The organism is Aeromonas sp. A600620, from assembly GCF_029479985.1.
Taxonomy (GTDB): domain Bacteria; phylum Pseudomonadota; class Gammaproteobacteria; order Enterobacterales; family Aeromonadaceae; genus Aeromonas; species Aeromonas veronii_A.
In genome coordinates this window covers 115424-141663 of record NZ_JAAKXB010000011.1, presented here as the reverse complement: position 1 = coordinate 141663, position 26240 = coordinate 115424, and the positions used below count along the sequence as shown (strand labels likewise).

Below are 26240 nucleotides of genomic sequence, written 5' to 3'. Positions count from 1 at the left end.
CAGCAGGATGACACCATGATCCCCGGATCCTTTGCCCTGATCGACGATCCCCAGCTGGCGCTCAAGGTGCGTTGTCACTGGATCCGCCATGCCCGCGAGCGGATCCAGGCGCAGTACTACAGCTGGGAGGAGGACAGCAGCGGCAAGCTGCTGCTGAGCGAGCTGCTTCACGCCGCCCGGCGTGGCGTCAAGGTACAGCTGCTGGTGGATGATCTCTATGCCGGTGACAACCGCTTTCTGGAGATGGTGGCTCACTACCCCGGGATCGAAGTGCGGCTGTTCAACCCCTTCTGGCTGCGGGGCTGGCGCCCGCTGGCACTGCTGCTGGAGGGGCTGCTCAGCTTTCGCCGCATCAACCACCGGATGCACAACAAGCTGCTGCTGGTGGATGGCAAGCTGGCGCTGATCGGCGGGCGCAACATAGGCGATCGCTACTTCGGTCTGGATCCGCAAGCCCCCTTCGTGGATCTCGATCTCGCCTGTCAGGGGGGGCTGTGCCAGCAGATGGCGCAGGGGTTCGAGCAGTTCTGGCACAGCCGCTGGAGTCACCCCATCCGCCATCTGCTGCGCCGCGAGCTGCTGCCCGCCGAAATAGAGGTGGTCAACGACTTCCTGTTCACCATGACGGATCCGGCGGTGGCGACGGTCTATGATCTGCCCGCGGCGCTGTTTGACGAGAGCGATGTACCGCTGCAGTGGCACGAGGGGCGGGCAGAGGTGTGGTTCGACCGTCCCGGCAAGGGGCTCATCTCCCGTCCCACCACCGCCCGTCAGCTCTGGCGCCAGCTGGCTGACAATCCCGGCTCGCTGGGGTTGGTGACCCCTTACCTCATCCTTACTCGCGGGTTTCGGCACCGTCTGGCGCGGCTACGCCAGCAGGGGGTCGCCATCGACATTCTCACCAACTCGCTGGCCAGCACCGATGTGCCGCTGGTCTATGGCGCCTATCAGCGCTATCTCGGCTGGTTGCTGCGCCGCGGGATCCGGGTCGCCGAGTTTGATCATGGTCACGGCAGCCTGCACGCCAAGCTGATCCTGCTGGGGAAGGAGCGGGCGCTGTTTGGCAGCCTTAATCTCGATCCCCGCTCGCTGTTTCTCAATACCGAACTGATGCTGCATCTGCACTGCCTGCCGATCTGCGAGGCGCTGCGAACGTGGCTGGCTCGCTGGCAGGAGCAGGCCGGTGGATTGCCGCGCAAACCCGAGGGGTGGCCAAGGCGACTGATAGCTCGCCTGAGTGACTGGTTGCCCCTGCGCCGTTGGCTGTAAGGCAGCCATTTTTTGTGCGAGATCTCGCAAAGCCTTGTAAGCCATTGCTGATGCCCTTTGCGGGTGAATAACCATGCATGAATCTATCTTTCTGTTTTATAACAATTTAGTGGTGATGATAAGGCTGTTTTTTGTACTCTGATGTGAATGGAATTAGCATAAAAACGTTTTTTATTTTGTTTTTATGCGTAATATTTCAGTTGCAAGGACAAACACGGCGGCTTGTCTGCCGTGTGGACGAAGGTTGTAACGGGTAGCTGGCCGGTTGCATTGCTGCAATTGGCGCGCACTTAAGATGGGTCGCGAACTATCGGAAAGTGAAACAGAGACCTGGCGTGGCCGGACTCCAATATGGAACATGCTATTTGCGAGGGGGTGACATGGACATGTCACCCCACTTTTTTGGTTCTTTGGCGAGTCTCGAGCCAATGAACGTTGGCCGCCAGGGGGCTGGTAAATAGCCTGACACGATATGGACCACTCTCGACCGCATTGAATCTCGGCAGCCCAGATGAATGTAAAAAGGCCCCCTTGCATTAGCGAGGGGGCCTTTTTATCGGCCTGCGATCAGTGGGCTATCAGCCCTTGATGCGCTCGATGCGGCCGCCCAGACCCTGCAGCTTCTGCTCGATGTCTTCGTAGCCACGGTCGATGTGATAGATACGGTCGACGATGGTGGAGCCTTCGGCCACGAAGCCGGCCAGCACCAGACTGGCGGAGGCGCGCAGATCGGTCGCCATCACCTGGGCACCCTTGAGCTGCTCGGTGTCACGGCAGATCGCCACATTGCCCTGCAGTTCGATGTCTGCACCCATCCGTACCAGTTCGGGAACGTGCATGAAGCGGTTCTCGAAGATGGTCTCGGTGACCATGCCGGTGCCTTTGGCAACGGCGTTCAGCACGGTGAACTGTGCCTGCATGTCGGTCGGGAAGGCCGGGTAGGGGGCAGTCTTGATGGTGACCGGCTTGAGGGTGCGGCCAGTCATGTCGAGGGTGATCCAGTCTTCACCCTTCTCAATCAGTGCACCAGCCTCTTCCAGCTTGACCAGTACCGCTTCCAGCAGGGTCGGGTCGGTCTTGCGGCAGGTGATCTTGCCGCCGGTGACCGCCGCGCCCACCAGGAAGGTTCCGGTTTCGATGCGGTCAGGCTGCACGCTGTAGTTGCCGCCGTGCAGGCGCTCGACACCATCGATGGTCAGGGTGTCGGTACCCGCCCCCTGGATCTTGGCACCCAGGGTATTGAGGAAGTTGGCCAGATCGACCACTTCCGGCTCGCGCGCGGCGTTTTCGATCACGGTGCGGCCATCAGCCAGGGTCGCAGCCATCATCAGGTTTTCGGTACCGGTCACGGAGACCATATCCATCAGGATGTGAGCGCCTTTCAGGCGGCCATCGACACGGGCCTTGATGTAACCATCTTCGATGGTGATCTTGGCACCCATCAGCTGCAGGCCGTGGACGTGCAGGTTGACCGGACGGGCACCGATGGCGCAACCGCCGGGCAGGGAGACATCAGCGGCGCCGAAACGGGCAGCCAGCGGGCCCAGCGCCAGAATGGAGGCGCGCATGGTCTTCACCAGCTCGTAGGGGGCGACGTGGTTGTTGACCGCACCGGTCAGCACGGTGACGTTGCCGTTGACTTTGGTGGTGGCGCCCAGCATCTCCAGCAGCTTGATGGTGGTGCCCACATCTTTCAGGCGCGGCACGTTGGAGAGGTGTACCTCTTCATCACAGAGCAGGGTTGCGAACAGGATCGGCAGCGCGGCGTTTTTGGCGCCGGAGATGGTCACTTCGCCGTTGAGAGTACAACGACCATCGATTTTGAATTTGTCCATTTTTTACTTCGTTACCAAATCAGGAGGGCAATAGGAATTTACGTTCGCGTTTCCACTCGGCGTCGGTGAACGCCTTGATGGAGAGGGCGTGAATGGCGTTGCTGGCGATCTTGTCCATCAGCGGGGCATAGATGGCCTGCTGCTTCTTGACCCGGCTCATGCCGTCAAACATGTCACCGACGGCGATCACTTGGTAGTGACTACCGTCCCCTTTGACATGGACTTCGGACAATGGCAGAGCCTCAAGGAGTATCGCTTCAATTTCAGAGACTTGCATTATGCGTCCTCAGTTGTGAGCGGGGTTGACTGAAACAGCCCGGCCACCCCGTAGAGGTTGGCCAGGGTATAGAAATCACTGGAGGCGCCCACCAATTGCGGTGTGGCGCCTCGCGCTAATACGGCTTTGGCCCATTTGACCAGCAGGGCCAGCCCGGCGGAATCCAGCGTGGTCACGTCGCCGAGCTCGATCTGGTCTTCCTGCCACCAGTCAGCCCGCCGTTGCCACAGCTCAATCACCTGAGCCGCCTGCAGCTCGCCGCTCAGTCTCATGACTTGAGCACCAACGGCTTGGCATTGTGGGCGCGCAACTGGGCGATCACCGCATCGATGCCGTTCTGGCGGATCAAACCGCCCAGCTCGCTCTGTTTGGCGGAGAGCAGGCTGATCCCCTCTGCCACCATGTCGAAGGCTTTCCACTCGCCGGTCTTGTTGTTCTTGCGCAGCTTGAACTCGAGGAAGATGTCCGGCTTGCCGGCCTCTTTCACGCTGACGTTGACGGCGGTGATATTGCCGCTGGGAGCCTTGCCCGGCTCGACCTTGACGGTCTGCTTGTCAAAATGGGCCAGCGCATCGGCGTAGGAGCTCACCATGTACTCGGTGAACACCTCGACGAAGGCATTGCGCTGCGCTTCGGTGGTCTCTTTAATCTGGTTGCCAAGCACCTTGTAGGCGGCGAAGCGGTTGTCCACATAGGGCAGCAGCTCTTCGCGGATGATCACCCGCAGGTGATCCGGATTGCTTTTCACCTGGGCCTGATCGGCCTTCAGGCGGGCAAAGGTCTGCTTGGCCGCCTGATCCACCAGCGCGTTGGGGTCGGTGGCATCGACTGCGGCCTGGGCAGACAGGGAAAAGAGCATGCTGGTCATCAGACCCAGCAGCAGGGCGATTTTCTTGAACATGATTACTCCTTCTTGCTGTCTGATTTGCTGTCGGAGGATTGGCTGTAGAGGAACTTGCCAATCAGATCTTCCAGCACGATGGCGGATTTGGTGTCTTCAATCAGGTCGCCATCCTTGAGCATCTCGGTGCCCATCTCCTCATCGCTGAAGCCGGGGGCCAGACCGATGTACTGCTCGCCGAGCAGACCGGAGGTGAGGATGGAGAGGGAACTGGTATCGGCGAACTCGCCAGCGCTCTTTTGCATCATCAGGGTCACTTCGGGCACCTGGGTTTTCGGGTCCAGTACGATGTCGCTGACCCGGCCTACCACCACGCCGCCGACCTTGACCGGCGAACGGACTTTCAGGCCGCCGATATTATCGAAATGCGCGCGCAGGGTATAGGTTTCTCCTTCCGGTTTGAAGCTCAAACCGGCCACTTGCAGGGCCAGTGCCAGAATGGCACCGATGCCAGCCAGCATGAAGGTGCCGACCAGGAATTCTACTTTGCTGAACTTCATCTTTACCTTATCCAAACATGACTGCAGTGAGTATAAAATCCAGGCCGAGCACGGCGAGGGATGAGTGGACCACAGTTCGGGTCGTGGCCTGACTGATCCCGGCCGAGGTCGGCTTGGCATCATAGCCGTTAAAGAGCGCAATCCAGGTGACCACTAGGGCGAAAATCAGGCTCTTGATGGCGCCCTGCATGATGTCTTCATGCCAGTCGACGGAGGCCTGCATGGCAGACCAGAAGCCCCCTTCGTCCACGCCGAGCCAGTCCACACCGACCAGCTTGCCGCCGAAGATACCGATCAGGCTGAACATAAAGGCCAGCAGCGGCATGCTGATGACGCCAGCCCAGAAGCGGGGGGCAACCACCCGGCGCAGTGGGTCGACCGCCATCATCTCGAGGCTTGAAAGTTGCTCGGTGGCCTTCATCAGGCCGATTTCAGCGGTCAGGGCCGAACCGGCACGGCCGGCAAACAGCAGCGCAGTGACCACAGGACCCAGCTCCCGCAGCAGGGAGAGGGAGACCAGCGGCCCCAGGCTCTGCTCGGCGCCGAAATCCTTCAATACGTTGTAACCCTGCAGCGAGAGCACCATGCCGATGAACAGGCCGGAGACCAGAATGATGGCCACCGACTGTACGCCCACCACATACAACTGCTGGACAAGCAGCGGGAAGTGCTTGCGCGGCTCGGGTTTGCCCGCCAGCGCATGGAACAACATGATGGTGGCGCGACCGACGGAGCTGATAAACCGCACTCCGACCCGCCCCAGCTTGCTTATTTGACTTATCAACATCAGAGATCCTGTAGCAGATCGCCTGCCGGAAAATGAAACGGAACAGGACCATCGGGCAATCCTTTGAGGAACTGCTCGACTTCGGGATTGTGCTCCTCGCGCAGCTGATCCGGCGTACCGTGCGCCACCACCTTGCGATTGGCAATGATGTAGGCGTAATCGGCGATGCTCAGCACCTCTTTCACATCGTGGGTGACGATGACTGAGGTGATACCGAGGGCATCGTTCAGCTCCTTGATCAGCTTGACTAGCACCGCCATGGTGATGGGATCCTGCCCGACGAAGGGCTCGTCATACATGATGAGGTCGGGGTCAAGGGCGATGGCCCGTGCCAGCGCCGCTCGGCGCGCCATGCCGCCGGAGAGCTCGGAGGGCATCAGTTTCGCTGCGCCGCGCAAGCCCACCGCCTGCAGTTTCATCATGACGATGGTGTGGATCAGCTCCTCCGGCAGGCCGGAGTGCTCCCGCAGCGGGAAGGCCACGTTGTCGTAGACCGTCATGCCGGTAAACAGGGCGCCGCTCTGGAACAGCATGCTCATCCGTTTGCGCACTTCATAGAGGCGCGAACGGGAGAGGGTGGGGATATCTTCCCCGTCAAACAGAATGTGACCGGACTCCGGCTTGAGCTGGCCACCGATCAGCCGAAGCAGGGTGGTTTTACCGATGCCGCTCGGGCCCATGACGGCGGTTACCTTGCCACGAGGAATGGTCAGGTTGATCCCGTCATACAACAGCCGATCTCCGTGACTGAAGGTCAGATCGGAGATGGTGATCAGGTCATTGTTCAAACAATTGTCCATCCGGTGTAAATGAGGTGCGAATTTTATGGGGTAGTCTAGGTCTAAGCAACAGCAAGGAACAACTATTGAACAGGCTGCAAGCCCATTTGCACGACAGTTTTCTGTAACAAAGTGCGTCATTGAGAGCGGGACTTGCCATCCGATTCGCTTATCCGGGCAGACTTTTTTATAATCCCGCAGCTAATTTCGGCCCGGAGCTGTGTCTTTATGTCTGTAAAGCCTGAGAAAATGTCTGAACTGTTCGATTTTCGTCGCAGTGCCCGCGCGGTACTGGACACAGAAAAGCAAGCCATTGATGGACTATATCAGTATCTGAACGACGCCTTCGACAAGGCGTGCGAAATGGTGCTGCGCTGCGGTGGCAAGATAGTGGTCACCGGCATGGGCAAATCGGGCCATATCGGCAGCAAGATCGCCGCCACCCTCGCCAGCACCGGCACCCCGGCCTTCTTCCTTCACCCGGGGGAAGCGAGTCACGGCGATCTGGGGATGATCTCCAGTGGCGACCTTATCATCGCCATCTCCAACTCCGGTGAGAGCGACGAAATCCTGGCCCTGCTGCCGGTACTCAAGCGCCGCGGCATTCCGCTCATCTGCATGACCGGCAATCCCGCCTCCACCATGGCCAAAGAGGCCAACGTGCACCTGTGCATCAAGGTGGAGAAAGAGGCTTGCCCGCTGGGTCTGGCACCCACTTCCAGCACCACGGCAACCCTGGTGATGGGCGATGCCCTGGCGGTGGCTCTGCTGGAAGCGCGAGGTTTTACCGCCGATGACTTCGCCCTCTCTCACCCGGGCGGTTCCCTTGGTAAGCGTCTGTTGCTGCGGGTCGGCGACCTGATGCACAGCGGTGAGCTGTTGCCCCGGGTAGGGATAGATGCCACCATCAGCCAGGCGCTGCTGGAAGTGAGCCGCAAGGGGCTCGGTATGACGGCTGTGGTCGATGGCAATGGCCTGCTGGCCGGGCTCTTTACCGATGGCGACCTGCGCCGCATTCTTGACCAGCAGATCGATATCCATCACACCCCCATCAGCCGTGTGATGACGGCCAACTGTGTTACCGTAGGCCCAGAGATGATGGCTGCAGAAGCCGTCAAGCTGATGGAAACGAGAAAAATCAACGGATTACTGGTGGTGGATGGTGACAAGCGCCCGCTCGGCGCCTTCAACATGCACGACCTGCTGAAAGCCGGAGTAATTTGATGCAAAACGTACCGACCCTCTATGGTCCGGTGACGCGCAGCCAGTTTGAGAAGGCGGCGCAAATCCGCCTGCTGGTGTGCGATGTGGACGGGGTGCTCTCCAACGGCCTCATCTACATGGGAAACAACGGCGAAGAGCTGAAAACCTTCTGCACCCGCGATGGCGCGGGCATGCGAGCACTGCTCAATGCCGGGATCGAGATCGCCATCATCACCGGGCGCAACTCCCGTATCGTCAGCGATCGGATGAAAAGCCTGGGGGTGGCTCATGTGGTGCAGGGGGCTGATAAAAAGCTGCCTCACTTCGAAGCGCTGCTGGCCAAGCTGGGGCTGACTGCTGAACAGGCCGCCTATATGGGCGATGACACCATCGATCTGCCGGTGATGGCCGCCTGCGGCCTGGGTATCGCGGTGGCCGATGCCCATCCGCTGGTGCTGAGTCGTGCCGATATGGTGACCCGGCTTGGCGGTGGTGTGGGGGCGGTGCGCGAGGTGTGTGACCTCATTTTGCAGGCGCAGGGCCACGACGATTATCAGCCCGAGGCCTCGGTATGAGCAGACAGACCCTGTTGTTTGCCCTGCTGTTTCTGGTTGCGCTGGTTGCCTGGCAGCTGGGCAAGGTTGAGTTGGTGCCGGAGAGCGCTGTCAAAATCGAAAACTATCAGCCGGATTTTGTCGCCAAAGATCTGGTGACCACCCGTTTTGATATCAATGGCAAGCGCACCGAGCGGTTGGAGTCGACCTACGCCGAGTATTATCAAATCCTCGAGCAGGCCACCTTCGACAAGCCGGTGGTCTACATGTATGACGATCAGGGTGCCGCCGAGTGGAAGGTGACTGCCGAAACCGGCGTGCTCAACACCGGCGACAACGTCATCCTGCGGGATAAGGTGCATCTGGATGGTCTGCTGCCCACCTCCTTTATCTCCACACTGGATACCCCCTATCTGGAGCTGGATCTGGTGACACAGGATGTGCGCAGCAACCGGGAAGTGAACATTCTGGGTCGGGATTTCCAGACCCAAGGGGTTGGCCTCAAGGGCCATCTGGACCGCAAATATTTTGAGTTACTGGATCAAGGCCATGCCATCTATTTCAATGAAAAACGCTAATCTGGCCCTCGCAGCCCTGTTGTTGTGTGGTGCGGTGACCGCCAAAGAGTCCGACTTTGCCGAGAAGGTCTACGTCGATGCCGTCAAACAGGTGGCCGAGATGCAGGACAACCGCATCACCTTCGAAGAGGATGTGACCATCAATCAGGGCACCATCCGGATCAAGGCTGACAAGGTGGTAGTGACCCGCTCCGGCGAGAAAGGGGCGGAGGTGATGACTGCCTACGGCAAACCCGCCACCTTCTTCCAGATTCTGGATAACGGCAAGCCGGTCAATGCCCACGGCAACACTATCCGCTACGAGCTGAAGAACCGGCTGGTGACCATCACCGGCAACGGTCAGCTCAAGCAGGAAGATAGCCAGGTCAATGGCGATCTGATCCGCTACGACATCGTCAAACAGAAGATGATTGCCGAGAGCAAGAGCCCGAGCCAGCGGGTCAAAACCGTATTCCTGCCGGATCAGGTAGAGAATTTCGACAAGCCCGCCGACCAGAAGAAGCAGGGAAAATAAGCCATGGCAGTGTTAAAAGCAGTGGGCCTGCAGAAGAGCTACAAGCGCCGCATGGTGGTGAGTGACGTCAGCCTTGAAGTGGGCACCGGCCAGATTGTCGGCCTGCTCGGCCCCAACGGGGCGGGCAAGACCACCTCCTTCTATATGATCGTGGGGCTGGTGCAGCGCGATGCCGGTCTCATCACTATCGACGATCAGGACATCAGTTTGCAGCCCATGCACGTGCGGGCTCGCAACGGCATCGGTTACCTGCCGCAGGAGGCCTCCATCTTCCGTCGCCTGTCGGTGTTCGACAACCTGATGGGAGTGATGCAGACCCGCAAAGGGTTGAGCCGTGAGGAGCGTGAGGACAAGGTTCAGCAACTGCTGGAAGAGTTCAACATCACCCACATTCGCGACAACCTGGGTCAGAGCCTCTCCGGCGGTGAGCGCCGTCGGGTCGAGATCGCCCGCGCGCTGGCGGCCGAGCCGCGTTTTATTCTGCTGGATGAACCCTTTGCAGGGGTTGACCCGATTTCTGTGATAGACATCAAGAAGATCATTCAGCATCTGAAAGATAGAGGCCTTGGCGTCTTGATTACCGACCACAACGTCAGAGAGACTCTGGACGTATGTGAGAAGGCCTATATCGTCAGCCACGGCAAGATGATTGCCGAAGGTGCACCGGCTGACATCCTTGCCGATGAGCAGGTCAAGCGCGTCTATTTGGGCGATCAATTCAGTCTATAGTAAGGGGGCATGCCTTCATTTCCTTTGACGAGTGCCTCGCTGAACATAAGGATATCCCGACGTAGATGAAGCCGACATTACAGTTGCGTCTCGGTCAGTCCCTGACCATGACGCCGCAATTACAACAAGCGATTCGTCTGCTCCAGCTCTCCACTCTGGAACTTCAGCAGGAAATTCAGCAAGCGCTCGAAAACAACCCTCTGCTGGAGCAGGAAGAGAGCGAGGCGCAAGAGACCAGTCCGGAAGCGCCGGTCGATGCCAGCCAGCTGGATTCCAGCGATGCCATGGCCCAGGAGCAGATGCCGGACGAGTTGCCGGTGGATACCACCTGGGACGAGGTTTACTCTGCCGGCACCGCCCAGAGCGCGGGCCCCATCCATGATGGGGAAGATAGCGTCTATCAGGGAGAGACCACCGAAAACCTGCAGGATTATCTGCTGTGGCAGATGCGGCTCACACCGTTCAGCGATGTGGATGCCGCCATCGCGCTCGCCATCATCGATGCCATCGACGAATCCGGTTATCTGACCGTTGCGCTGGAGGATATCCAGGCTGCAGTCACCAGCGATGACGTAGAGGTGGAACTCGATGAGGTCGAGGCGGTACTCAAGCGGGTGCAGCACTTCGATCCTGTCGGCATTGCTGCCCGTTCTGTGCAGGAGTGTTTGCTGATCCAGCTGGACCAGTATGACCCGCAGACCCCCTGGCTCAACGAGGCCAAGGAGGTGATCCTCGAGCACATGGAGCTGCTCGGCAACCGGGATTACCGCACCCTCGCCCGCAAGACAAAACTCAAAGAGAGCGACCTCAAGGAGGTGCTGGATCTGATCCAGCTGCTGGAGCCACGTCCCGGCAACGGCATCATCCAGAGTGACTCTCAGTACGTGATCCCCGACGTCTCCGTGGTCAAGAAGGGCAGCAAGTGGGTGGTCGAGCTCAATCCCGACTCCGCCCCCCGCATCCGGGTCAACGAGACCTATGCCGCCATGGCCCGCAACGCCCGCAGCAGCACCGACACCCAGTTTATCCGCTCCCATTTGCAGGAAGCCAAGTGGTTCATCAAGAGCCTGGAAAGTCGCAATGACACCCTGCTGAAAGTTGCCAGTTGCATTGTCGAGCAGCAACAGGGCTTTTTCGAGTATGGTGAAGAGGCGATGAAGCCGATGGTGCTCAATGACATCGCCGAAGCGGTAGAGATGCATGAGTCGACCATCTCCCGGGTGACGACCCAGAAGTACATGCATACCCCCCGTGGTATCTTCGAATTGAAGTTTTTTTTCTCCAGCCATGTGAACACCGAAGGAGGAGGAGAGTGCTCATCGACCGCAATTCGCGCGCTCATCAAGAAGCTGGTCACGGCAGAGAATCCTGCCAAGCCGTTAAGTGATAGCAAGATCGCGGATTTGCTGGCCGAACAGGGTATTATGGTGGCGAGACGCACGATCGCTAAGTATCGCGAATCCTTGTTTATCCCACCTTCCAATCAGCGCAAACGCCTGGTTTAGGCAAACAAAAGGATGATGTTATGCAAATTAACCTGACCGGACACCATGTCGAGATCACCGAAGCTCTGCGTGATTATGTGAATAACAAATTTGCCAAACTCGAGCGTCACTTCGACCACATCAACAATGTTCATGTGGTGCTTAGCGTGGAAAAACTGAACCAGATAGCGGAAGCCAAATTGCACGTCAGCGGTGGCGAAGTGTTTGCCAACTCTGAACATGCCGATATGTATGCTGCGATAGACACCTTGCTCGACAAGCTGGACAGGCAGATCATCAAGCACAAAGATAAGTTAAATAAAAAATAACCATGCAACTTGAACACATACTGAGTCGGGACTGCACCAAGAGTGCAGTCCCTTGTACCAGCAAGAAACGCGCCCTCGAAATCATCAGCGAGCTGGCCGCCGAACGCCTTGGCACCTCCCGTCAGGCGCTGTTTGAATGCTTGCTGGCCCGTGAAAAAATGGGTAGTACCGGGATCGGTGCCGGTATTGCGATCCCCCACGGTCGCATTGACGATGAGTTCCCGCCAACCGCGATCCTGATGACCTTTGCCGACCCTATTCCTTTCGACTCCATCGACAATCAACCGGTTGACCTGCTGTTTGCCTTGCTGGTGCCGGAAAGCGAGTGCAAGCAGCATCTCAAGACCCTTTCTCTGATGGCTTCCAAGCTGGGTGACAAGGCGGTTTGCCGCCAGTTGCGTCAGGCAACCAGCGACGAAGAGCTCTATCAGATCATGACCTCGGCCTGACAGCAGGCCAAGGATGAGACACCCGTTTTGGCGTGAGGGAACAAGATGCAGTTAATCGTGGTAAGTGGACGTTCGGGCTCCGGTAAAACGGTAGCCCTGCGAGTGCTGGAAGATCTGGGTTACTACTGTGTGGATAACCTGCCGGTCAATCTGCTGCCCCAGCTGATTGTCTCGGTGGAGAGCCAGTACGACAAGCTGGCGGTCAGCATCGACGTGCGCAACCTGCCGAGCGATCCGGAGAAACTGGAAAATCTGCTGGCTCAGGTGCGCAATGAGGGGCGGGTAGAGTTCTCCAGCTTTTTCTTCGACGCCGACAACGGCACCCTGCTCAAACGCTATGGCGAGAGCCGCCGTTTGCACCCACTCTCACGCAACAAGCTGTCGCTGGATGAGGCGATTCGGGAGGAGACCCACCTGCTGGCGCCACTCTCCTCGACCGCTGACCTGCGTATCGACACCACCACCCTCAGCATTCACGACCTGAGCGAGCTCATCAAAACCCGGGTACTCGGCAAGAAAGAGAACGAGCTGGTGCTGGTGTTCGAGTCGTTCGGCTTCAAGTACGGCATTCCCAAGGATGCCGACTTCGTGTTCGATGCTCGCTTCCTGCCCAATCCTCACTGGATCCCCGAGCTCAAGCCGTTCACTGGCAAGGATGAGCCGGTCGCCAACTACCTCTCGGCGCAGGCTGACGTGATGCTGTTTACCCAGCAGGTCGAGAACATGCTGGTGACCTGGTTGCCCCATCTGGAGCGCAACAATCGCAGCTACCTCACGGTCGGCATCGGTTGCACCGGCGGTCAGCACCGCTCGGTCTTTATTGCAGAGCGGCTGGCCAGTGCATTCCGTTTGCTTGGCAAGAACGTGCAGATCCGCCACCGCACTCTCGACAAGAGTGTCCCCCAATCTTGACGGACCAATAGGACGACCCGATGACTGTTTCCGCCTCGGTTGAAGTGAAAAACAAGCTGGGTATTCATGCCAGACCAGCCATGATGCTGTTCGAGCTGGTGCAGGGTTTCGATGCCCACGTGCTGCTGCGCAATGAAGATGGTGTGGAGGCCGATGCTGACAGCATCATCGGCCTGCTGATGCTGGATTCCGCGCAAGGGCGGCAGGTGGAAGTACAGGTTGAGGGCCCCGAAGAGGTCGAGGCCCTGGCCGCCGTGGTGGAGCTGTTCACCTCCGGCTTCAATGAGGAGTAGTCACTCCTCGTTCTTCTTCTATTCCTTTCACTTGTATTCGGTCGCGCTATTGCGGCATGACATGGCTGACTATGTAGTTCCATGGAGAAATGAGAGTTAGGCGCAGCCTATCAGGCTGCAGGCTGATGCAATAGACCGTTGCCGCGTTAGCTGGCCGATGAGACATTGCTGACTCCAGCCCGGTTCTGATAGCGCACATCCTCTTCAATGGTGACCACCACTTCCAGCGGCTTGCCGGAGCGTAACACCGATATGGTCAGCTTGGTGCCGGGGCGGCTCTCGGCGATCTTGTCCAAGGCGGCTCTGGGACCGCTGATGGCTTCGCCGTTGATCTTGAGCAGCACATCCCCTCGTTGCAGACCGCCTTTGGCTGCTGGACCGTAGGGATCCAGACTCTTCACTACCAGACCACGCAGATCGCCGAGATTCATCATCCGCGCGATTATCGGGTTGATCTCGACGCTGGATATCCCAAGGTAGCCTCGAATGACCCTGCCGTTGGTGATCAGCTCATCCATGATCCGCTTCGCCAGCCGGTAGGGGATGGCAAAGCTGATGCCGTAGCTCTCCTGATTGCCGTTGAGGTGATAAGTGGCGGTGTTGATGCCCACCAGATCGCCACGGCCGTTGACCAGCGCGCCACCCGAGTTGCCCTCGTTGATGGCGGCATCGGTCTGCAGCAGATCCTGCCGGCCATTGCTGTCCGGCCCCATGCTGGAGAGACCGGTGCGGCCAGTCGCGCTGATGATGCCCTGGGTGATGGTCTGGCCGACGTTGTAGGGATTGCCGATGGCGAGTACTACATCGCCCACTTCTGGCAACCGCTCCGGATCTTGCGGGATTACCGGCAGGTTGTCTGACTCGATATAGAGCACGGCAAGGTCGGTAAGCGGGTCTGTGCCGACCAGCTCGGCACTGAAAACCCGGCCATCCTGCAGGGCTACGATGATCTGGTCGGCGTCAGCGATGACGTGGTAGTTGGTCAGCACGTAGCCGCGCTGGGTCATGATGACGCCGGAGCCCAGTCCTTGTGGACGCAGTTCTCCCTGATTGCCCTGGTTGGGAGCAAAGCTGCGGGTGTAGATGTTGACGACGGCGGGGCCGGCCCGATGAGCGGCATAGGAGAAACTCAGTTCTCGGGCATTGGTGATGAGCCCCGGGAGTTGGGCGCCACCGCGAAAATTGGGAAACAGCAGCAACAGCAGCGCCGCGACGGTCAAACCGAAACCGACAGACTTGCCCAAGTAACTGACTAAAGGGGAAATTTTCATGTCATTCTCATCCGTACAGGCTGCGCGCAGAGAATAACACTATCGATGGATAAAAATCACCCGCGGTGAAGGCCGCGGGTGATAGAGGGGTTGGCGAACAACTTGAGCGTTAGCGGATCACCAGATAGAGCGAGGAGTCGCCGCGCTGGATGTTGAGTGCCAGCACGTCAGGCTTGTTCTTGAGCGCCTTGGTCAGCTCGCCCAGGGTGTTGATGCGCAGGCGGTTGACCCCGATGATGATGTCACCCTTCTGCAGGCCGGAAGCGGCTGCCGGAGAGCGAGGATCAATATCGGCCACCGCAACACCGGAGACCGGGTCGGTAGTGGTGCTCAGCTTGGCCCCTTCCAGTGCTGGATGCAGCGCGCTGGCGCGTACTTCGCTGTCATCGGCCTGCTTCAGGGTCACCTTGGCAGTTTGTGACTTGCCATCGCGGATCAGCCCCAGTTCGACCTGCTTGCCAGCGCCCATGGTGGCGATCTTGGCGCGCAGCTCGCCGAAGGAGCGAACCGGTTTGCCATCGATGCTGACGATGATATCGCCAGCCTTGATGCCCGCTTTGTCGGCCGCCGAATCAGGCATGACCTGATTGACGAAGGCACCATCCTTCTTGTTGTAACCGAAGGTTTTGGCGATGTCGGAGGTGAGCTCGGTGCCGGTAATACCCAGCTGGCCGCGACGCACTTCACCGTACTTGACGATCTGCTCGGTCAGATCCCGCACCATGTTGGAAGGGATGGCAAAGCCGATGCCGATGTTGCCGCCGTTCGGGCCCAGAATCGCGGTGTTGATACCGATCAGCTCGCCACGCAGGTTGAGCAGGGCTCCTCCGGAGTTACCGGAGTTGATGGCCGCATCGGTCTGGATGAAGTTCTCCAGATTCTCGATGTTGAGGCCGCTGCGACCCAGCGCACTGACAATACCGGAGGTGACGGTCTGACCCAGACCAAACGGGTTGCCGATGGCCAGCGCATAGTCACCTACCCGCAGCTCGTCGGAGTCGGCGAACTTGATCTGCACCAGATCCTCGGCCTTGATTTGCAGCAGGGCAATGTCGGACTGCTTGTCTTCACCGATCTTCTTGGCCGCATATTCACGACCATCCTTCAGGTTGACCTTGATCTCGTCCGCCTCGTGCACCACGTGGGCGTTGGTGATGACGTAACCCTTCTTGGCATCGACGATGACACCGGAGCCGAGCGCCTGGAACGGCTGCTCGCTCACCTGTTCATCGGGCATGTTGGGGCCGAAGAAGAACTTGAACTGTTCCGGCAGACGCTGACGGGTAATTTTTTTGCCAGAAACCGAGATATTGACCACCGCCGGGGTGACCTGTTCGAGAACAGGCGCCAGGCTTGGCATCTCCTGATTAGAGCCTAACAGGGAAGGCAGTGCGGCCTGAGCAGGGGCCGCAGACATGGCGATACCGACGCTGAGGGCTAGCACACTGAGCATGGAAAGAGGTTTACGCATATGAAAAACAGCTCCCAGAAAAAGTTGCATTGCAATCGTCAAGGTCAGACCACAGGGCTGGCCAATTAGTTCCGCGAGGAACTAATTTGGTTGTTTGAGCAGTCCGGAAGAGGCGCCGGCATAGTCGCGAGGCGGTACGCCCGGCTCATCTGCTTCTTTGGTTGGGGCTTCTTCTACCAATGATTCACGGAACAGCGGTTCCTGTGCCTTGGCCAGGAATTTGCTCTGCTCGGCCATGTGGCGATAGAGGGTCTGATACTGCTCGGCCAGTTGCTCCATCAGCGCGGCGCTGTCGGCGAAGTGGGTATTGATTTGGCCCTGATAGCTTTCAAGCTCCTTGTGGGCCTTTTTCAGTTCCTGTTCCAGACGGCCGGCATCGCGGCTGCGTACCGAAAAACGGCCGAGAACGATACCGATAATCAAGGCCGCGACAGCCAGCAGGATCCCAGTTAACAGACTCATAGATGCTCCTTGTTACAGCTAAAACAGAGTGGGTTTATGCGGTCGTCATAACCGCCATGCCTTGATGGCACTATACCGTGCGTCCTGAGGCCGTGATACCATTTTGTCCTCGATTCAGGGACTTGGAGAGGCGCTCAAGGATGACACCGCAGCAAAAATACCAGCAGGATCTGCTGCGCCCCGGCTTTGTGGCCGACCCCGCGCAGGGGATGGCCATTAGCAGGCTGGAGCGACTGTATCAGGATTTGCTACGGCGCCCGACTCCGACCAGATCTCGAGGGTTGCTGGGTTGGCTGCAAAAGCCCAAGCCGCCGGAGCCCGTCCTCGGTATCTATATGTGGGGCGGAGTGGGCCGAGGCAAGACCTGGCTGATGGATACCTTTTTCGACAGCCTGCCGGGGACGCGCAAGATGCGCAGCCATTTCCACCGTTTCATGCACCGCATTCACGATGAATTGCAGGGGTTGAGCGGGCAGTCCGATCCCCTCAAACTGGTGGCCAGCAAGCTTGCCAGCGAGACAGACATCATCTGTTTCGACGAATTTTTTGTCTCCGACATCACCGATGCCATGTTGCTGGGCACGCTGTTTCAGGAGCTGTTTGGTCACGGCGTTGTGCTGGTCGCCACTTCAAATATTCCGCCGCAGGATCTTTATCGCAACGGGCTGCAGCGAGCCCGTTTTCTGCCAGCTATCGAGCTGATCGAGCGTCATTGCGAGGTACTTAACGTAGATGGCGGTATCGACTATCGCCTGCGTACGCTGGAACAAGCGGAGATTTATCACTGCCCGCTGGACTTGCAGGCAAAAGCCAATCTTGACCGCTATTTTCAGCAATTAACCGGTGGGCACACGGCTTGCGAGGGGACGTTCGAGGTCAATCATCGTCAGCTGACGTCGCTCGGAATGGGGGAAGGGGTGCTCTATATGGAATTTGAGCAACTTTGCTGTACTCCCCGCTCCCAGAACGACTATATCGAGCTGGCCAGACTGTTCCATACTGTTCTGCTGGCCAATGTGCAGCCAATGGGCACAGGCACGGATGACGCGGCTCGCCGCTTCATTGCCATGGTCGATGAGTTTTATGAACGGCACGTCAAGCTCATCATGTCGGCGGCGGTTCCCATGGCAGAACTCTACGGTGAAGGGCTGCTGAATTTCGAATTCCAACGCTGTCTTTCACGGCTTCAGGAAATGCAATCGCACGAATACCTTGCCAGAGTGCACCTTCCTTAGTCACAATACCGCGCCTGCCAGTCGGATGGGCATCTGCGGCAGGTAGGGCCGGGCGACATTTGCTGGTTTCATGGCAGTGAAATTAGCAGGTGATATTTAAGGCAACTTCACTTATAATCGCCCGGCCCACGTTACAGCTGTCGATAAGACAGCAACACTTTAAGCTTTACTTGTATTCGAAGGGGTACAGGTAGGCCATCGTTTGTTGTTTGTGGGAGAGCCCCCATAAACAATTGGGTCTGTAACAGGTAATTGGGTTTAACTTAATGAAAACTTTCGTTGCCAAGCCAGAAACCGTAAAACGTGACTGGTACATTGTGGACGCAGAAGGTAAAACTCTGGGTCGTATCGCAACCGAGATCGCTGCTCGTCTGCGTGGTAAGCACAAAGCTGAATACACTCCGCACGTTGACACCGGTGATTACATCATCGTTGTAAACGCTGAGAAGGTACGTGTTACCGGTAAGAAAACTACCGACAAAATGTACCACGCTCACTCCGGTTTCCCGGGTGGTATCAAGTCAATCAGCTTCGACAAGCTGATTCAGCGTAAACCGGAAATGGTAATCGAAGCTGCTGTTAAAGGCATGCTGCCGAAAGGTCCTCTGGGCCGTGCCATGTTCCGTAAACTGAAAGTTTACGCAGGCGCCGAGCACGCTCACGCTGCTCAGCAACCTCAAGTACTGGATATCTAATCGGGAACTGGCAACATGGCAGAAAATCAATACTACGGTACCGGCCGTCGCAAAAGCTCCACTGCTCGCGTATTTATCAAAGCGGGTAGCGGTAAGATCGTAATCAACCAGCGCTCCTTGGAGCAGTACTTCGGTCGTCCGACTGCCCGCATGGTAGTTCGTCAGCCGCTGGAACTGGTTGAGATGACCGAGAAACTGGATCTGTACATCACCGTTAACGGTGGTGGCATCTCCGGTCAAGCTGGTGCGATCCGCCACGGTATCACTCGTGCTCTGATGCAGTACGATGAAACCCTGCGTTCCGAACTGCGTAAAGCAGGCTTTGTTACTCGCGATGCCCGTAAGGTTGAGCGTAAGAAAGTCGGTCTGCACAAAGCTCGTAAGCGTCCGCAGTACTCCAAGCGTTAATTCGCTTTCGGTGCTCACTCTTTCGAGTGTCAAAAAAGCCTGGCAACCGCCAGGCTTTTTTTATTAGTAATATTACCGACATCAATGCTAACCACGCGTCACAAAAGACAAAAAATTGTTTCTTTATTGTTTTTATTGCTCACCGCTCTTTCTTGTCAAGTTGTTATCTTTTCTTTAAAATTTCCCCTGTTTTCTGTGGCAATTGTAAATCCAGCTTCCGCCGCTGTTGTCACGGGAAAAATGGGGAACAGGGACACTATAAGAATGTGCGGAGTCCACATGGGAGAGTTTTTGGATGAGCAATGCGCCAGTTGATACCGGTCGCCGCAGATTTCTTACCTGGTCAACGGTTGCCGTTGGTGGGGTAGGAGCTGCGTTTACCGCAGTGCCGTTTATAAAGTCATGGAATCCGAGTGCCAAGGCCAAAGCAGCCGGTGCACCGGTTGAAGTCGATATCAGCAAGTTGGAACCGGGTCAGCTCATCCGTGTCGAGTGGCGTGGCAAACCCGTCTGGGTGGTGAAACGCACCAAGCAGACGCTGGATGCCCTGGCAGCACATGATGACAAGTTGCGGGATCCCTCATCAGAAGAGCCGCAGCAGCCTGACTATGCCCATAACGGGTACAGATCGATCAAGCCCGAAATTTTTGTCGCGGTCGGTATCTGCACCCATCTCGGGTGTTCACCTTCTTATCTGCCTGACAGTTTTGGTGAGCAGGTGCAGGGGGTTGCGTCCGGCTTCTTCTGCCCGTGTCATGGCTCCAAGTTCGATATGGCTGGCCGTGTGTTCCAGGGGGTGCCTGCACCACTGAACCTGGTTATTCCGCCGTATCAATTCATTAACGACACCACCATTCTGGTCGGTGCCGATGGCAAGGAGGCCTGATCATGTTGAGCAAACTGATGGGCTGGATTGACGATCGCTTTCCGCTTACGGCCATGTACAACGACCACATGGCCAAGTATCCGGCTCCGAAGAACCTGAACTTCTGGTATTTCTTCGGTTCGCTGGCCATGTTGGTGCTGGTTAACCAGATCATCACCGGCATCTGGCTGACCATGAACTACAACCCCTCTGCGGAAGGTGCGTTTGCCTCCGTCGAGTACATCATGCGGGATGTGGAGTATGGCTGGCTGCTACGTTACATGCACTCTACCGGTGCCTCTGCCTTCTTCGTGGTGGTCTACCTGCACATGTTCCGAGGTATGATTTACGGTTCTTACCAGAAGCCGCGCGAGCTGCTGTGGATTTTCGGCATGCTGATCTTCCTGGTGCTGATGGCGGAAGCCTTTATGGGCTACTTGCTGCCCTGGGGACAGATGTCATTCTGGGGGGCCCAGGTCATCATTTCGCTGTTTGGTGCCATTCCGGTCATCGGTGACGATCTTACCCTGTGGATCCGTGGTGACTACGTTATCTCTGGTGCGACCCTGAACCGCTTCTTCGCGCTGCACGTCATCGCGTTGCCGCTGGTTTTGGTGATGCTGGTTGCGATGCATATCCTGGCGCTGCACGAAGTGGGCTCCAACAACCCGGATGGCATCGATATCAAGAAGCACAAGGACGAGAACGGCTGGCCGCTGGATGCGGTGGCATTCCATCCTTACTTCACCGTCAAGGATATGATCGGTGTCGCTGGCTTCCTGTTCTTCTTCTGCGCCATCATTTTCTTCAAGCCGGATATGTGGGGTTACTTCCTCGAGAAGCCGAACTTTGAAGTGGCCAACGGCCTGAAGACTCCGGCTCACATCGCGCCTGTGTGGTACTTCACCCCCTTCTACGCGATTCTGCGTGCGGTACCTGACAAGCTGCTTGGCGTCATCATGATGGGCCTCTCTATTGTGGTGTTGTTCCTGCTGCCCTGGCTGGATCGCTGCAAGGTGCGTTCAGTACGCTATCGCAGCAAGCTGCACAAGCTGAACATCGCCCAGTTTGTGGTCTGCTTCATCATTCTGGGGGTGCTGGGTGTACTGCCGTCGACGCCGACTCTGACGCTGGTTGCCCAGATCTGTACCTTGGGTTATTTCGGTTTCTTCGTGCTGTTGTTCTTCTACAGCAAAAACGAACGCACCAAGCCGCTGCCGGAGAGGGTGACATTTAAATGAAAAAAATAATATTTGCAGTGCTGACCCTGCTGCCCTCTCTGGTGTTTGCCGCTGGAGGTGCGGTTGCACTGGACAAGGCCAATTACGATCTGAGTGACAAGGCATCCCTGCAACGCGGAGCTGCCACCTTCATGAATTATTGTGCCGGCTGCCACTCTACCCAGTACCAACGCTACAACCGGGTTGCTGCCGATCTGGAGATCCCTGAGGATCTGATGAAGGAGAACCTCATTTTCACCGACGCCAAAGTGGGTGATCTGATGAAGAGTGCCATGTCCGAGAAGGATGCCGCCAAGTGGTTTGGTGCGCCGCCTCCCGACCTGACTCTGGTTGCCCGAGTACGTGGTGCGGACTGGATTTACACTTATCTGCGTTCTTTTTACGTGGATCCGACCCGTCCGTTTGGTGTGAATAACGTGGTGTTCCCGTCAGTGGGCATGCCCCATGTGCTGGAGCCGCTGCAGGGGACTCCCCGTGCCGAGTTCGCGACTCACATGGTCGATGGCGTCGAGACCCAGCAGGTTGTCAGCATCAAATCTGACGGCAACGGTGAAATGGATGACGAAGAGTATGATAAGACGGTACTGGATCTGGTAAACTTCTTGGTCTACTCGGCTGAACCGGTACAACAGGAGCGTGAACGCATGGGCTTCTGGGTGCTTGGCTTCATCGTGATCTTCTTCATCTTCACTGTGCTGTTGAAGAAGGAATTCTGGCGCGACGTTCACTAAGCGACCAGATCCGGGTAATATAATGCACGGCAATGAAGACCAAGATGCTTCATTGCCGTTTCTGCTTTTTTATGACGGGAGGGTTCAATGGCTGTAGCTGCCAATAAGCGTTCGGTAATGACGCTGTTTTCCGGTGCCAACGATATGTTCAGCCATCAGGTGCGTATTGTCCTGGCGGAGAAGGGTGTTAGTGTGGATATCTGTCAGGTTGACCCAGCCAATCTGCCGGATGAGCTGGCCGAGCTGAACCCGTACAACTCTGTACCGACCCTGGTTGATCGTGAGCTGGCGCTCTACACCTCGCGCATCATCATGGAGTATTTGGATGAGCGCTTCCCGCATCCGCCCCTGATGCCTGTTTACCCGGTTGCCCGCGGTAACAGCCGTCTGATGATGCACCGCATCGAGCTGGACTGGTACTCCCTGGCCGACAAGATCATGGCCGGTACCGACGCTGAAGCGGCACGCAACGAACTGCGTGACAACCTGCTGGCCATCGCGCCGATCTTCGGTGAAATGCCCTATTTCATGAGCGAAGAGTTCGGTCTGGTGGATTGCTACATGGCACCGCTGCTGTGGCGTCTGCCGAGCCTTGGCATCGACCTGACCGGTCGTGGCGCCAAAGAGCTGAAGGCCTACATGGTTCGTCTGTTCGAGCGTGAGTCCTTCCAGGCTTCCCTGACCGAAGCCGAACGCGAGATCCGTGCTGGCGTATGAGCATGGAACCGACAATGACACCGAGCCGCCCGTACTTGTTACGGGCGTTCTTTGACTGGTTGCTGGACAACGATCTGACCCCTCATCTGGTGGTCAACGTCAACATTCCCCATGTGATGGTGCCGATGCAGTTTGCTCAGGACGGGCAAATTGTACTGAATATCGCGCCCCGAGCCGTGATGCAATTTCACATGGATAACGAGGCTATCAGCTTCAGTGCCCGTTTTGGCGGGGTATCCCAGCAGGTCTATATCCCGATGGCGGCCGTGCTGGCTATCCATGCCCGGGAGAACGGCGTGGGCACCATGTTCCCGCCTGAGCCGGGTTACGATATCTGGCTGGAGCAGGCTGAAGCGCCGGTGGAGCCTGAGCCGGAACCACCGCGTCCAAGCGGTCGTCCGACCCTGAAGGTGATCAAATAAAAAACGCAGCCGATTGGCTGCGTTTTTTTATGTGCGGTCGGGCTTAGTTCTGGGCGAATTCGAAGGCCTTGATCACGCGCTTCACGCCGGTGACATGGCGGGCGATGTTGACTGCCTGCTCTCCCTCCTGGCGAGTCACCAGACCAATCAGGAACACCTCGCCGTTCTCGGTGACCACCTTGACCTTGGTGCTGTCGAAGTTCTTGGTGCCGAACATGTCGGCTTTCACCTTGGAGGTGATCCAGGAGTCATTGCTGCGGGTGGTGAAACTGGCAGGTTGGCCGATGCGCAATTCGTTGTAGACGTGGCGGACCCCTTCGATGCGACTGACAATTTTGCCCGCCTCAATCTTGTAAACGTCAGAAGGTGTCTGGCCGACCAGCAGGACGCGGCCATTGTTGCTGTAGACGCTGATCTTGCTGGCTGCGCTGAGGGGTTTGTTGTCGGCCAGCAGATTGGCCGCTTTCAGCTCGATGGTCTGGTCATCCCACTGCGCGCCCAGGGTTCGGCGATCGCCAGAGGCCTTGGCAGTCCCTGCGGCGCCGCCAACAACCAGGGCTGCGCAGCCTTGCAGCAGCAGGGTGCTAACCAGCAGACCGAGCAGGATAGTGTGCTTTTTCATGGTTTCAATCTTCCTGTTGCGGGAAAAGTGTCTGGTCGATGAGATCACACAGGCAGTGCAGGGTCAACAGGTTCACTTCCAGAATGCGAGGGCGACGGGAGGAGGGAACACGGATCTCCACATCGTTTGGGCCGAGCAGACCTGCCATTTCGCCACCGTCACCCCCGCTCAGCACCACTATGGTCATGTCGCGGGAGAGGGCAGCCTCGGCGGCCTTGATCAGGCTGCGGCTGTGGCCGGAGGTGGTGATGACCACCAGAATGTCGCCAGGCTGGCCCAGCGCGCGGATCTGCTTGGAGTAGACCTCTTCAAAACCGTGGTCGGTGGCGATGGCGCTGATGGTTGCCATGTCCGGGGTCAGGGCCATGCCGGGCAGGGAGGGGCGCTGGGTCTCGTAGCAGTTGACCAGCTCGGAGATAAACAGTTGCGCCAGTGCGGCAGAAGGACCGTTACCGCATGCCAGCACCTTGTGGCCATTGAGCAGGCAGATGGTGATCATCTGGGCTGCAGTATGGATGGCATCCGGCAACGCCTCGGCGGCGGCTATCTTGGTCTGGATGCTTTCGGTGTAGTTCTCTTTGATGCGGTCAGTCATAGGGTCCTCTTAAAATGCGTTCTGGATCCAGGCTGGCTGGTCGCCCTCGAACGCAATCACATCGAATCGGCAGGCCTGATTGGCCTCGTTGATGGCATGTTGCTTCAAATAGTGGCGCGCTGCCAGCATGATCTTGTGCTGTTTGCTGCGGGTGACCGAGCTGGCGGCCCCGCCATGGCTGCCGGTGGCCCGGTAGCGCACCTCAACAAACACCAGGGTCTGGCCCTGGTGCATGATGAGATCTATTTCACCGCCACGACAGCGGTAGTTGCGAGCTACCGGTTGCAGGCCCCGGGCCTGCAACCAGCGTTCAGCGACTTGTTCAAAGTGCTGTCCCTTGCTCGTTGGTGAGGGGAACAGGCTCGGCAACTGCTGGCGCATCCGTTTCCATAGTTCCTTCATTGGAGGGCTCCTCCAGTTGCTGAACGGCGTTCTCGTCGACCAGTTTGCCGTTCTGGTAAGTACCCCAGCTCAGCATCCGCACGATATTGCCCTGGGCATCCACGCTCAGCTGACCACTCATGCCGGCCTGCTGCATGCCGCCTACCTTGCGCATCTGCTGGAGGTTCTCAGCCAGGCTGACGGCATCGTAGCCCATGGCAAACAGACGCAGCAGGTCACCCTGGGTCTGCGGCCAGAGCAGGGCGATCTGCTCGCGCTGTTTCTCGTAGCCGCCCAGCAGCAGCGGCATATCGGCGATATGCATGCCGTTGAGCTCGGAGGCGACCTCGGTGGCGGCGCTGTCGTAGCCACGGGAGCTGGTGTAGATGGGCAGGCTGCCCATCGGATTGACCGAGACATCCACATAGGGCTTGATCATCCGGGTTTCCAGACTGTTGGCGACCACGTAAACGGCATCGATGCTGCGCGGTGTGGCATCAGAGAGTTGCACCACTTCACCTGCACGGGCGGTAGAGCGGCCGCTCAGGGCATTCTTGACCATCCCCTGCACTTCGTTGCGCGCACCGAAGGTGGCAACGACCGGCTTATCCTGGCTCAGGGTGGCCCAGCTCTGCTCGAACGCCTTGATACTGCTGTAACCGATCCGCCCCTGGGCGGCGATCAGCAGCGGTTTACGGTAGCCCTGGGTGTAAAGGTACTGGGCTGCCTGCGCGGCATCTGCGGCAGCAGAAAGGGAGAAGTAGTAGGTGGTGTCGTTGACGACCGGCTTGTCCAGCTCGTTGAGCGCCAGTACCGGCACGGTCGGATTGGCCTTGAGCAGCTCCTCGACCCGATCTTTCAGCAGCGGGCCGATGATCATGTCTGCCCCTTCCTGAATCGCCTGCTTATAAAGGTCGCCGGTCGACTTGCTCTGGGTGTCGTAGAAGTTCAGGGTGAATTGCCCCTGATTTTCCTTATAAGACATCAGCATACCATTACGGATGGCTGCGCCCTGCGGCTCCAGATTGCCGGAGAGGGGCAGCAGCACAGCGATCTGTTGCACCGAGGTGCTGGCAGTGGCCGCCAGATCGCCCAATCCTGCCGGCATATCTTTCTGGGCCGGATGGTTGGGGAAGTCACGCTTCCAGCCTGCCAGTTGGCGGGCCAGCAAGTTCGGCTGGGCGCCAAACTCGTTGACCAGTGCCGCCAGTCGTAGCCAGCCGGTGGTCACATCAGGGGCCGGAGCCTCTTCCAGCGCTTGCAGGGTGGAAGGGGTCATGCTTTTGAGCAACGACCAGATTTGCTGATGGTTGGTCGCCTGCTCGCTCTGATTGAGGTAGGGCTCCAGTGCAATCAATGACTTGGCTGCGCCAAACTTGTTATTGATGTCGAGCTGCAGCACTACGCGCTGGCGATACCAATCCTTCTGGGTATCGGCATCCAGCAGCACCTCAGGTTTGCCTTCCAGCAGGATCAGCGCCTGATTGGCGTGGCCTTGCGCCAGCAACAGATGGGCTTGCAGTAGTTGCAACTGCGCCTTCTGAACGGGATCCTTGGCCTGCTTCTGCAATTGCTGGAACAGCGCCGAGGCCGGTTTGGCCTGGCCCAGCGCCAGATAGCTGCGTGCCGCCAGCATCTGCCAGGTAAAGGCCTCGGCCGGCTTGGCGGGATCCACCTGCTCAAGATACCACTGGGCATTCTTGGTCAGATTGGAGAACGCAGAGGGCATGC

The 26240-nt window shown here is 57.8% G+C and carries 33 protein-coding genes; 19 read left to right on the top strand and 14 right to left on the bottom strand.

Annotation, left to right across the window (positions count from 1 at the left end; genetic code table 11):
- The first annotated feature begins 15 nt into the window (after nt 1-15).
- A complete protein-coding gene (locus G5533_RS14605; protein ID WP_421231511.1) occupies nt 16-1269 on the top strand; it encodes a phospholipase D-like domain-containing protein in 1254 nt (417 codons plus the stop codon).
- A 578-nt stretch (nt 1270-1847) separates the two neighbouring features.
- Here the strand turns inward: G5533_RS14605 and murA are convergent.
- The 7 genes from murA to mlaF are packed head-to-tail and all read right to left on the bottom strand — an operon-like array spanning nt 1848 to nt 6369.
- Nucleotides 1848-3104 carry a UDP-N-acetylglucosamine 1-carboxyvinyltransferase gene (gene murA, locus G5533_RS14600; RefSeq protein WP_421255507.1) on the bottom strand — a complete coding sequence of 419 codons (1257 nt, stop codon included), beginning with the start codon at nt 3102-3104 and terminating at the stop codon, nt 1848-1850.
- 19 nt (nt 3105-3123) lie between these two features.
- Nucleotides 3124-3381, bottom strand: a complete 258-nt coding sequence (gene ibaG / locus G5533_RS14595) for a BolA family iron metabolism protein IbaG (RefSeq protein ID WP_005306001.1) — start codon at nt 3379-3381, stop codon at nt 3124-3126.
- Nucleotides 3381-3653 carry an STAS domain-containing protein gene (locus G5533_RS14590; RefSeq protein WP_421206652.1) on the bottom strand — a complete coding sequence of 91 codons (273 nt, stop codon included), beginning with the start codon at nt 3651-3653 and terminating at the stop codon, nt 3381-3383. The genes ibaG and G5533_RS14590 overlap by 1 nt, the downstream gene beginning before the upstream one ends.
- A complete protein-coding gene (locus tag G5533_RS14585) occupies nt 3650-4282 on the bottom strand; it encodes an ABC transporter substrate-binding protein (protein ID WP_421206654.1) in 633 nt (210 codons plus the stop codon). The genes G5533_RS14590 and G5533_RS14585 overlap by 4 nt, the downstream gene beginning before the upstream one ends.
- A gap of 2 nt (nt 4283-4284) precedes the next feature.
- The gene (gene mlaD / locus G5533_RS14580; protein WP_005336348.1) at nt 4285-4782 is read right to left on the bottom strand and encodes an outer membrane lipid asymmetry maintenance protein MlaD; all 498 of its coding nucleotides are present in this window, start codon (nt 4780-4782) and stop codon (nt 4285-4287) included.
- A 7-nt stretch (nt 4783-4789) separates the two neighbouring features.
- Nucleotides 4790-5569, bottom strand: coding sequence for a lipid asymmetry maintenance ABC transporter permease subunit MlaE (gene mlaE, locus G5533_RS14575; RefSeq protein ID WP_005336345.1), 780 nt, complete (start codon nt 5567-5569; stop codon nt 4790-4792).
- Nucleotides 5569-6369, bottom strand: coding sequence for a phospholipid ABC transporter ATP-binding protein MlaF (mlaF, locus tag G5533_RS14570; protein ID WP_005336343.1), 801 nt, complete (start codon nt 6367-6369; stop codon nt 5569-5571). Before mlaF ends, mlaE begins: the two co-directional genes overlap by 1 nt.
- 207 nt (nt 6370-6576) lie before the next feature.
- Between mlaF and G5533_RS14565 the strand changes: the two genes are divergently transcribed.
- The 10 genes from G5533_RS14565 (at nt 6577) to npr (ending at nt 13393) form a co-directional block, all read left to right on the top strand.
- Entirely contained in the window at nt 6577-7572 is a 996-nt protein-coding gene (locus G5533_RS14565) for a KpsF/GutQ family sugar-phosphate isomerase (protein ID WP_421255506.1), read from the top strand.
- Nucleotides 7572-8126, top strand: a complete 555-nt coding sequence (kdsC, locus tag G5533_RS14560; protein WP_164535919.1) for a 3-deoxy-manno-octulosonate-8-phosphatase KdsC — start codon at nt 7572-7574, stop codon at nt 8124-8126. The genes G5533_RS14565 and kdsC overlap by 1 nt, the downstream gene beginning before the upstream one ends.
- Nucleotides 8123-8683, top strand: a complete 561-nt coding sequence (gene lptC / locus G5533_RS14555) for an LPS export ABC transporter periplasmic protein LptC (protein WP_005336338.1) — start codon at nt 8123-8125, stop codon at nt 8681-8683. Before kdsC ends, lptC begins: the two co-directional genes overlap by 4 nt.
- Nucleotides 8670-9197: a lipopolysaccharide transport periplasmic protein LptA gene (gene lptA / locus G5533_RS14550; protein WP_040068817.1), complete on the top strand. Its 528-nt coding sequence runs from the start codon at nt 8670-8672 to the stop codon at nt 9195-9197. Before lptC ends, lptA begins: the two co-directional genes overlap by 14 nt.
- A gap of 3 nt (nt 9198-9200) precedes the next feature.
- Nucleotides 9201-9926, top strand: a complete 726-nt coding sequence (gene lptB, locus G5533_RS14545) for an LPS export ABC transporter ATP-binding protein (protein WP_005336333.1) — start codon at nt 9201-9203, stop codon at nt 9924-9926.
- A gap of 65 nt (nt 9927-9991) precedes the next feature.
- The gene (locus G5533_RS14540; RefSeq protein ID WP_005336331.1) at nt 9992-11431 is read left to right on the top strand and encodes an RNA polymerase factor sigma-54; all 1440 of its coding nucleotides are present in this window, start codon (nt 9992-9994) and stop codon (nt 11429-11431) included.
- A gap of 20 nt (nt 11432-11451) precedes the next feature.
- Nucleotides 11452-11739, top strand: a complete 288-nt coding sequence (hpf, locus tag G5533_RS14535) for a ribosome hibernation promoting factor (RefSeq protein WP_005336323.1) — start codon at nt 11452-11454, stop codon at nt 11737-11739.
- A gap of 2 nt (nt 11740-11741) precedes the next feature.
- A complete protein-coding gene (gene ptsN, locus G5533_RS14530) occupies nt 11742-12188 on the top strand; it encodes a PTS IIA-like nitrogen regulatory protein PtsN (protein WP_005336322.1) in 447 nt (148 codons plus the stop codon).
- 45 nt (nt 12189-12233) lie between these two features.
- Nucleotides 12234-13100, top strand: coding sequence for an RNase adapter RapZ (gene rapZ, locus G5533_RS14525; protein ID WP_421255505.1), 867 nt, complete (start codon nt 12234-12236; stop codon nt 13098-13100).
- Nucleotides 13101-13120: 20 nt separating this feature from the next.
- Nucleotides 13121-13393, top strand: a complete 273-nt coding sequence (gene npr / locus G5533_RS14520; RefSeq protein WP_005336318.1) for a PTS phosphocarrier protein NPr — start codon at nt 13121-13123, stop codon at nt 13391-13393.
- 146 nt (nt 13394-13539) lie between these two features.
- Here the strand turns inward: npr and degS are convergent, their stop codons facing one another.
- The 3 genes from degS to G5533_RS14505 all read right to left on the bottom strand — a co-directional run bounded on the left by degS (nt 13540) and on the right by G5533_RS14505 (nt 16597).
- A complete protein-coding gene (degS, locus tag G5533_RS14515) occupies nt 13540-14664 on the bottom strand; it encodes an outer membrane-stress sensor serine endopeptidase DegS (RefSeq protein WP_421206659.1) in 1125 nt (374 codons plus the stop codon).
- A gap of 109 nt (nt 14665-14773) precedes the next feature.
- The gene (locus G5533_RS14510; RefSeq protein WP_005336295.1) at nt 14774-16135 is read right to left on the bottom strand and encodes a Do family serine endopeptidase; all 1362 of its coding nucleotides are present in this window, start codon (nt 16133-16135) and stop codon (nt 14774-14776) included.
- A gap of 81 nt (nt 16136-16216) precedes the next feature.
- Nucleotides 16217-16597 (bottom strand): YhcB family protein, encoded by a 381-nt coding sequence (locus G5533_RS14505; RefSeq protein ID WP_216952219.1) that lies wholly within the window; start codon nt 16595-16597, stop codon nt 16217-16219.
- 140 nt (nt 16598-16737) lie between these two features.
- On the opposite strand from G5533_RS14505, the gene zapE reads away from it, so the two are divergent.
- From zapE to G5533_RS14465, 8 genes are all read left to right on the top strand, one after another.
- Nucleotides 16738-17832 (top strand): cell division protein ZapE, encoded by a 1095-nt coding sequence (gene zapE, locus G5533_RS14500; RefSeq protein ID WP_421263412.1) that lies wholly within the window; start codon nt 16738-16740, stop codon nt 17830-17832.
- Nucleotides 17833-18098: 266 nt separating this feature from the next.
- The gene (rplM, locus tag G5533_RS14495; protein WP_005341737.1) at nt 18099-18527 is read left to right on the top strand and encodes a 50S ribosomal protein L13; all 429 of its coding nucleotides are present in this window, start codon (nt 18099-18101) and stop codon (nt 18525-18527) included.
- Between the two features lie 15 nt (nt 18528-18542).
- Nucleotides 18543-18935 (top strand): 30S ribosomal protein S9, encoded by a 393-nt coding sequence (gene rpsI / locus G5533_RS14490; RefSeq protein WP_005336286.1) that lies wholly within the window; start codon nt 18543-18545, stop codon nt 18933-18935.
- A gap of 295 nt (nt 18936-19230) precedes the next feature.
- Nucleotides 19231-19821 carry a ubiquinol-cytochrome c reductase iron-sulfur subunit gene (gene petA, locus G5533_RS14485; RefSeq protein ID WP_216952217.1) on the top strand — a complete coding sequence of 197 codons (591 nt, stop codon included), beginning with the start codon at nt 19231-19233 and terminating at the stop codon, nt 19819-19821.
- Nucleotides 19822-19823: 2 nt separating this feature from the next.
- A complete protein-coding gene (locus G5533_RS14480) occupies nt 19824-21041 on the top strand; it encodes a cytochrome b (RefSeq protein ID WP_005341735.1) in 1218 nt (405 codons plus the stop codon).
- Complete coding sequence (locus tag G5533_RS14475) at nt 21038-21772, top strand: cytochrome c1 (RefSeq protein ID WP_201938939.1); 735 nt, start codon at nt 21038-21040, stop codon at nt 21770-21772. Before G5533_RS14480 ends, G5533_RS14475 begins: the two co-directional genes overlap by 4 nt.
- Before the next feature lie 87 nt (nt 21773-21859).
- Complete coding sequence (gene sspA / locus G5533_RS14470) at nt 21860-22489, top strand: stringent starvation protein SspA (RefSeq protein WP_005336279.1); 630 nt, start codon at nt 21860-21862, stop codon at nt 22487-22489.
- A complete protein-coding gene (locus G5533_RS14465; protein WP_005336278.1) occupies nt 22486-22911 on the top strand; it encodes a ClpXP protease specificity-enhancing factor in 426 nt (141 codons plus the stop codon). The genes sspA and G5533_RS14465 overlap by 4 nt, the downstream gene beginning before the upstream one ends.
- Before the next feature lie 43 nt (nt 22912-22954).
- Here the strand turns inward: G5533_RS14465 and dolP are convergent, their stop codons facing one another.
- The 4 genes from dolP to G5533_RS14445 are packed head-to-tail and all read right to left on the bottom strand — an operon-like array spanning nt 22955 to nt 26238.
- On the bottom strand, nt 22955-23533 hold the full coding sequence (dolP, locus tag G5533_RS14460) for a division/outer membrane stress-associated lipid-binding lipoprotein (protein WP_005336277.1): 579 nt from the start codon (nt 23531-23533) through the stop codon (nt 22955-22957).
- Between the two features lie 4 nt (nt 23534-23537).
- On the bottom strand, nt 23538-24128 hold the full coding sequence (locus G5533_RS14455) for a D-sedoheptulose-7-phosphate isomerase (protein ID WP_441254949.1): 591 nt from the start codon (nt 24126-24128) through the stop codon (nt 23538-23540).
- A 9-nt stretch (nt 24129-24137) separates the two neighbouring features.
- A complete protein-coding gene (locus tag G5533_RS14450) occupies nt 24138-24509 on the bottom strand; it encodes a YraN family protein (RefSeq protein WP_005355127.1) in 372 nt (123 codons plus the stop codon).
- A complete protein-coding gene (locus G5533_RS14445; RefSeq protein WP_234888387.1) occupies nt 24451-26238 on the bottom strand; it encodes a penicillin-binding protein activator in 1788 nt (595 codons plus the stop codon). Before G5533_RS14445 ends, G5533_RS14450 begins: the two co-directional genes overlap by 59 nt.
- Nucleotides 26239-26240: the final 2 nt, after the last annotated feature.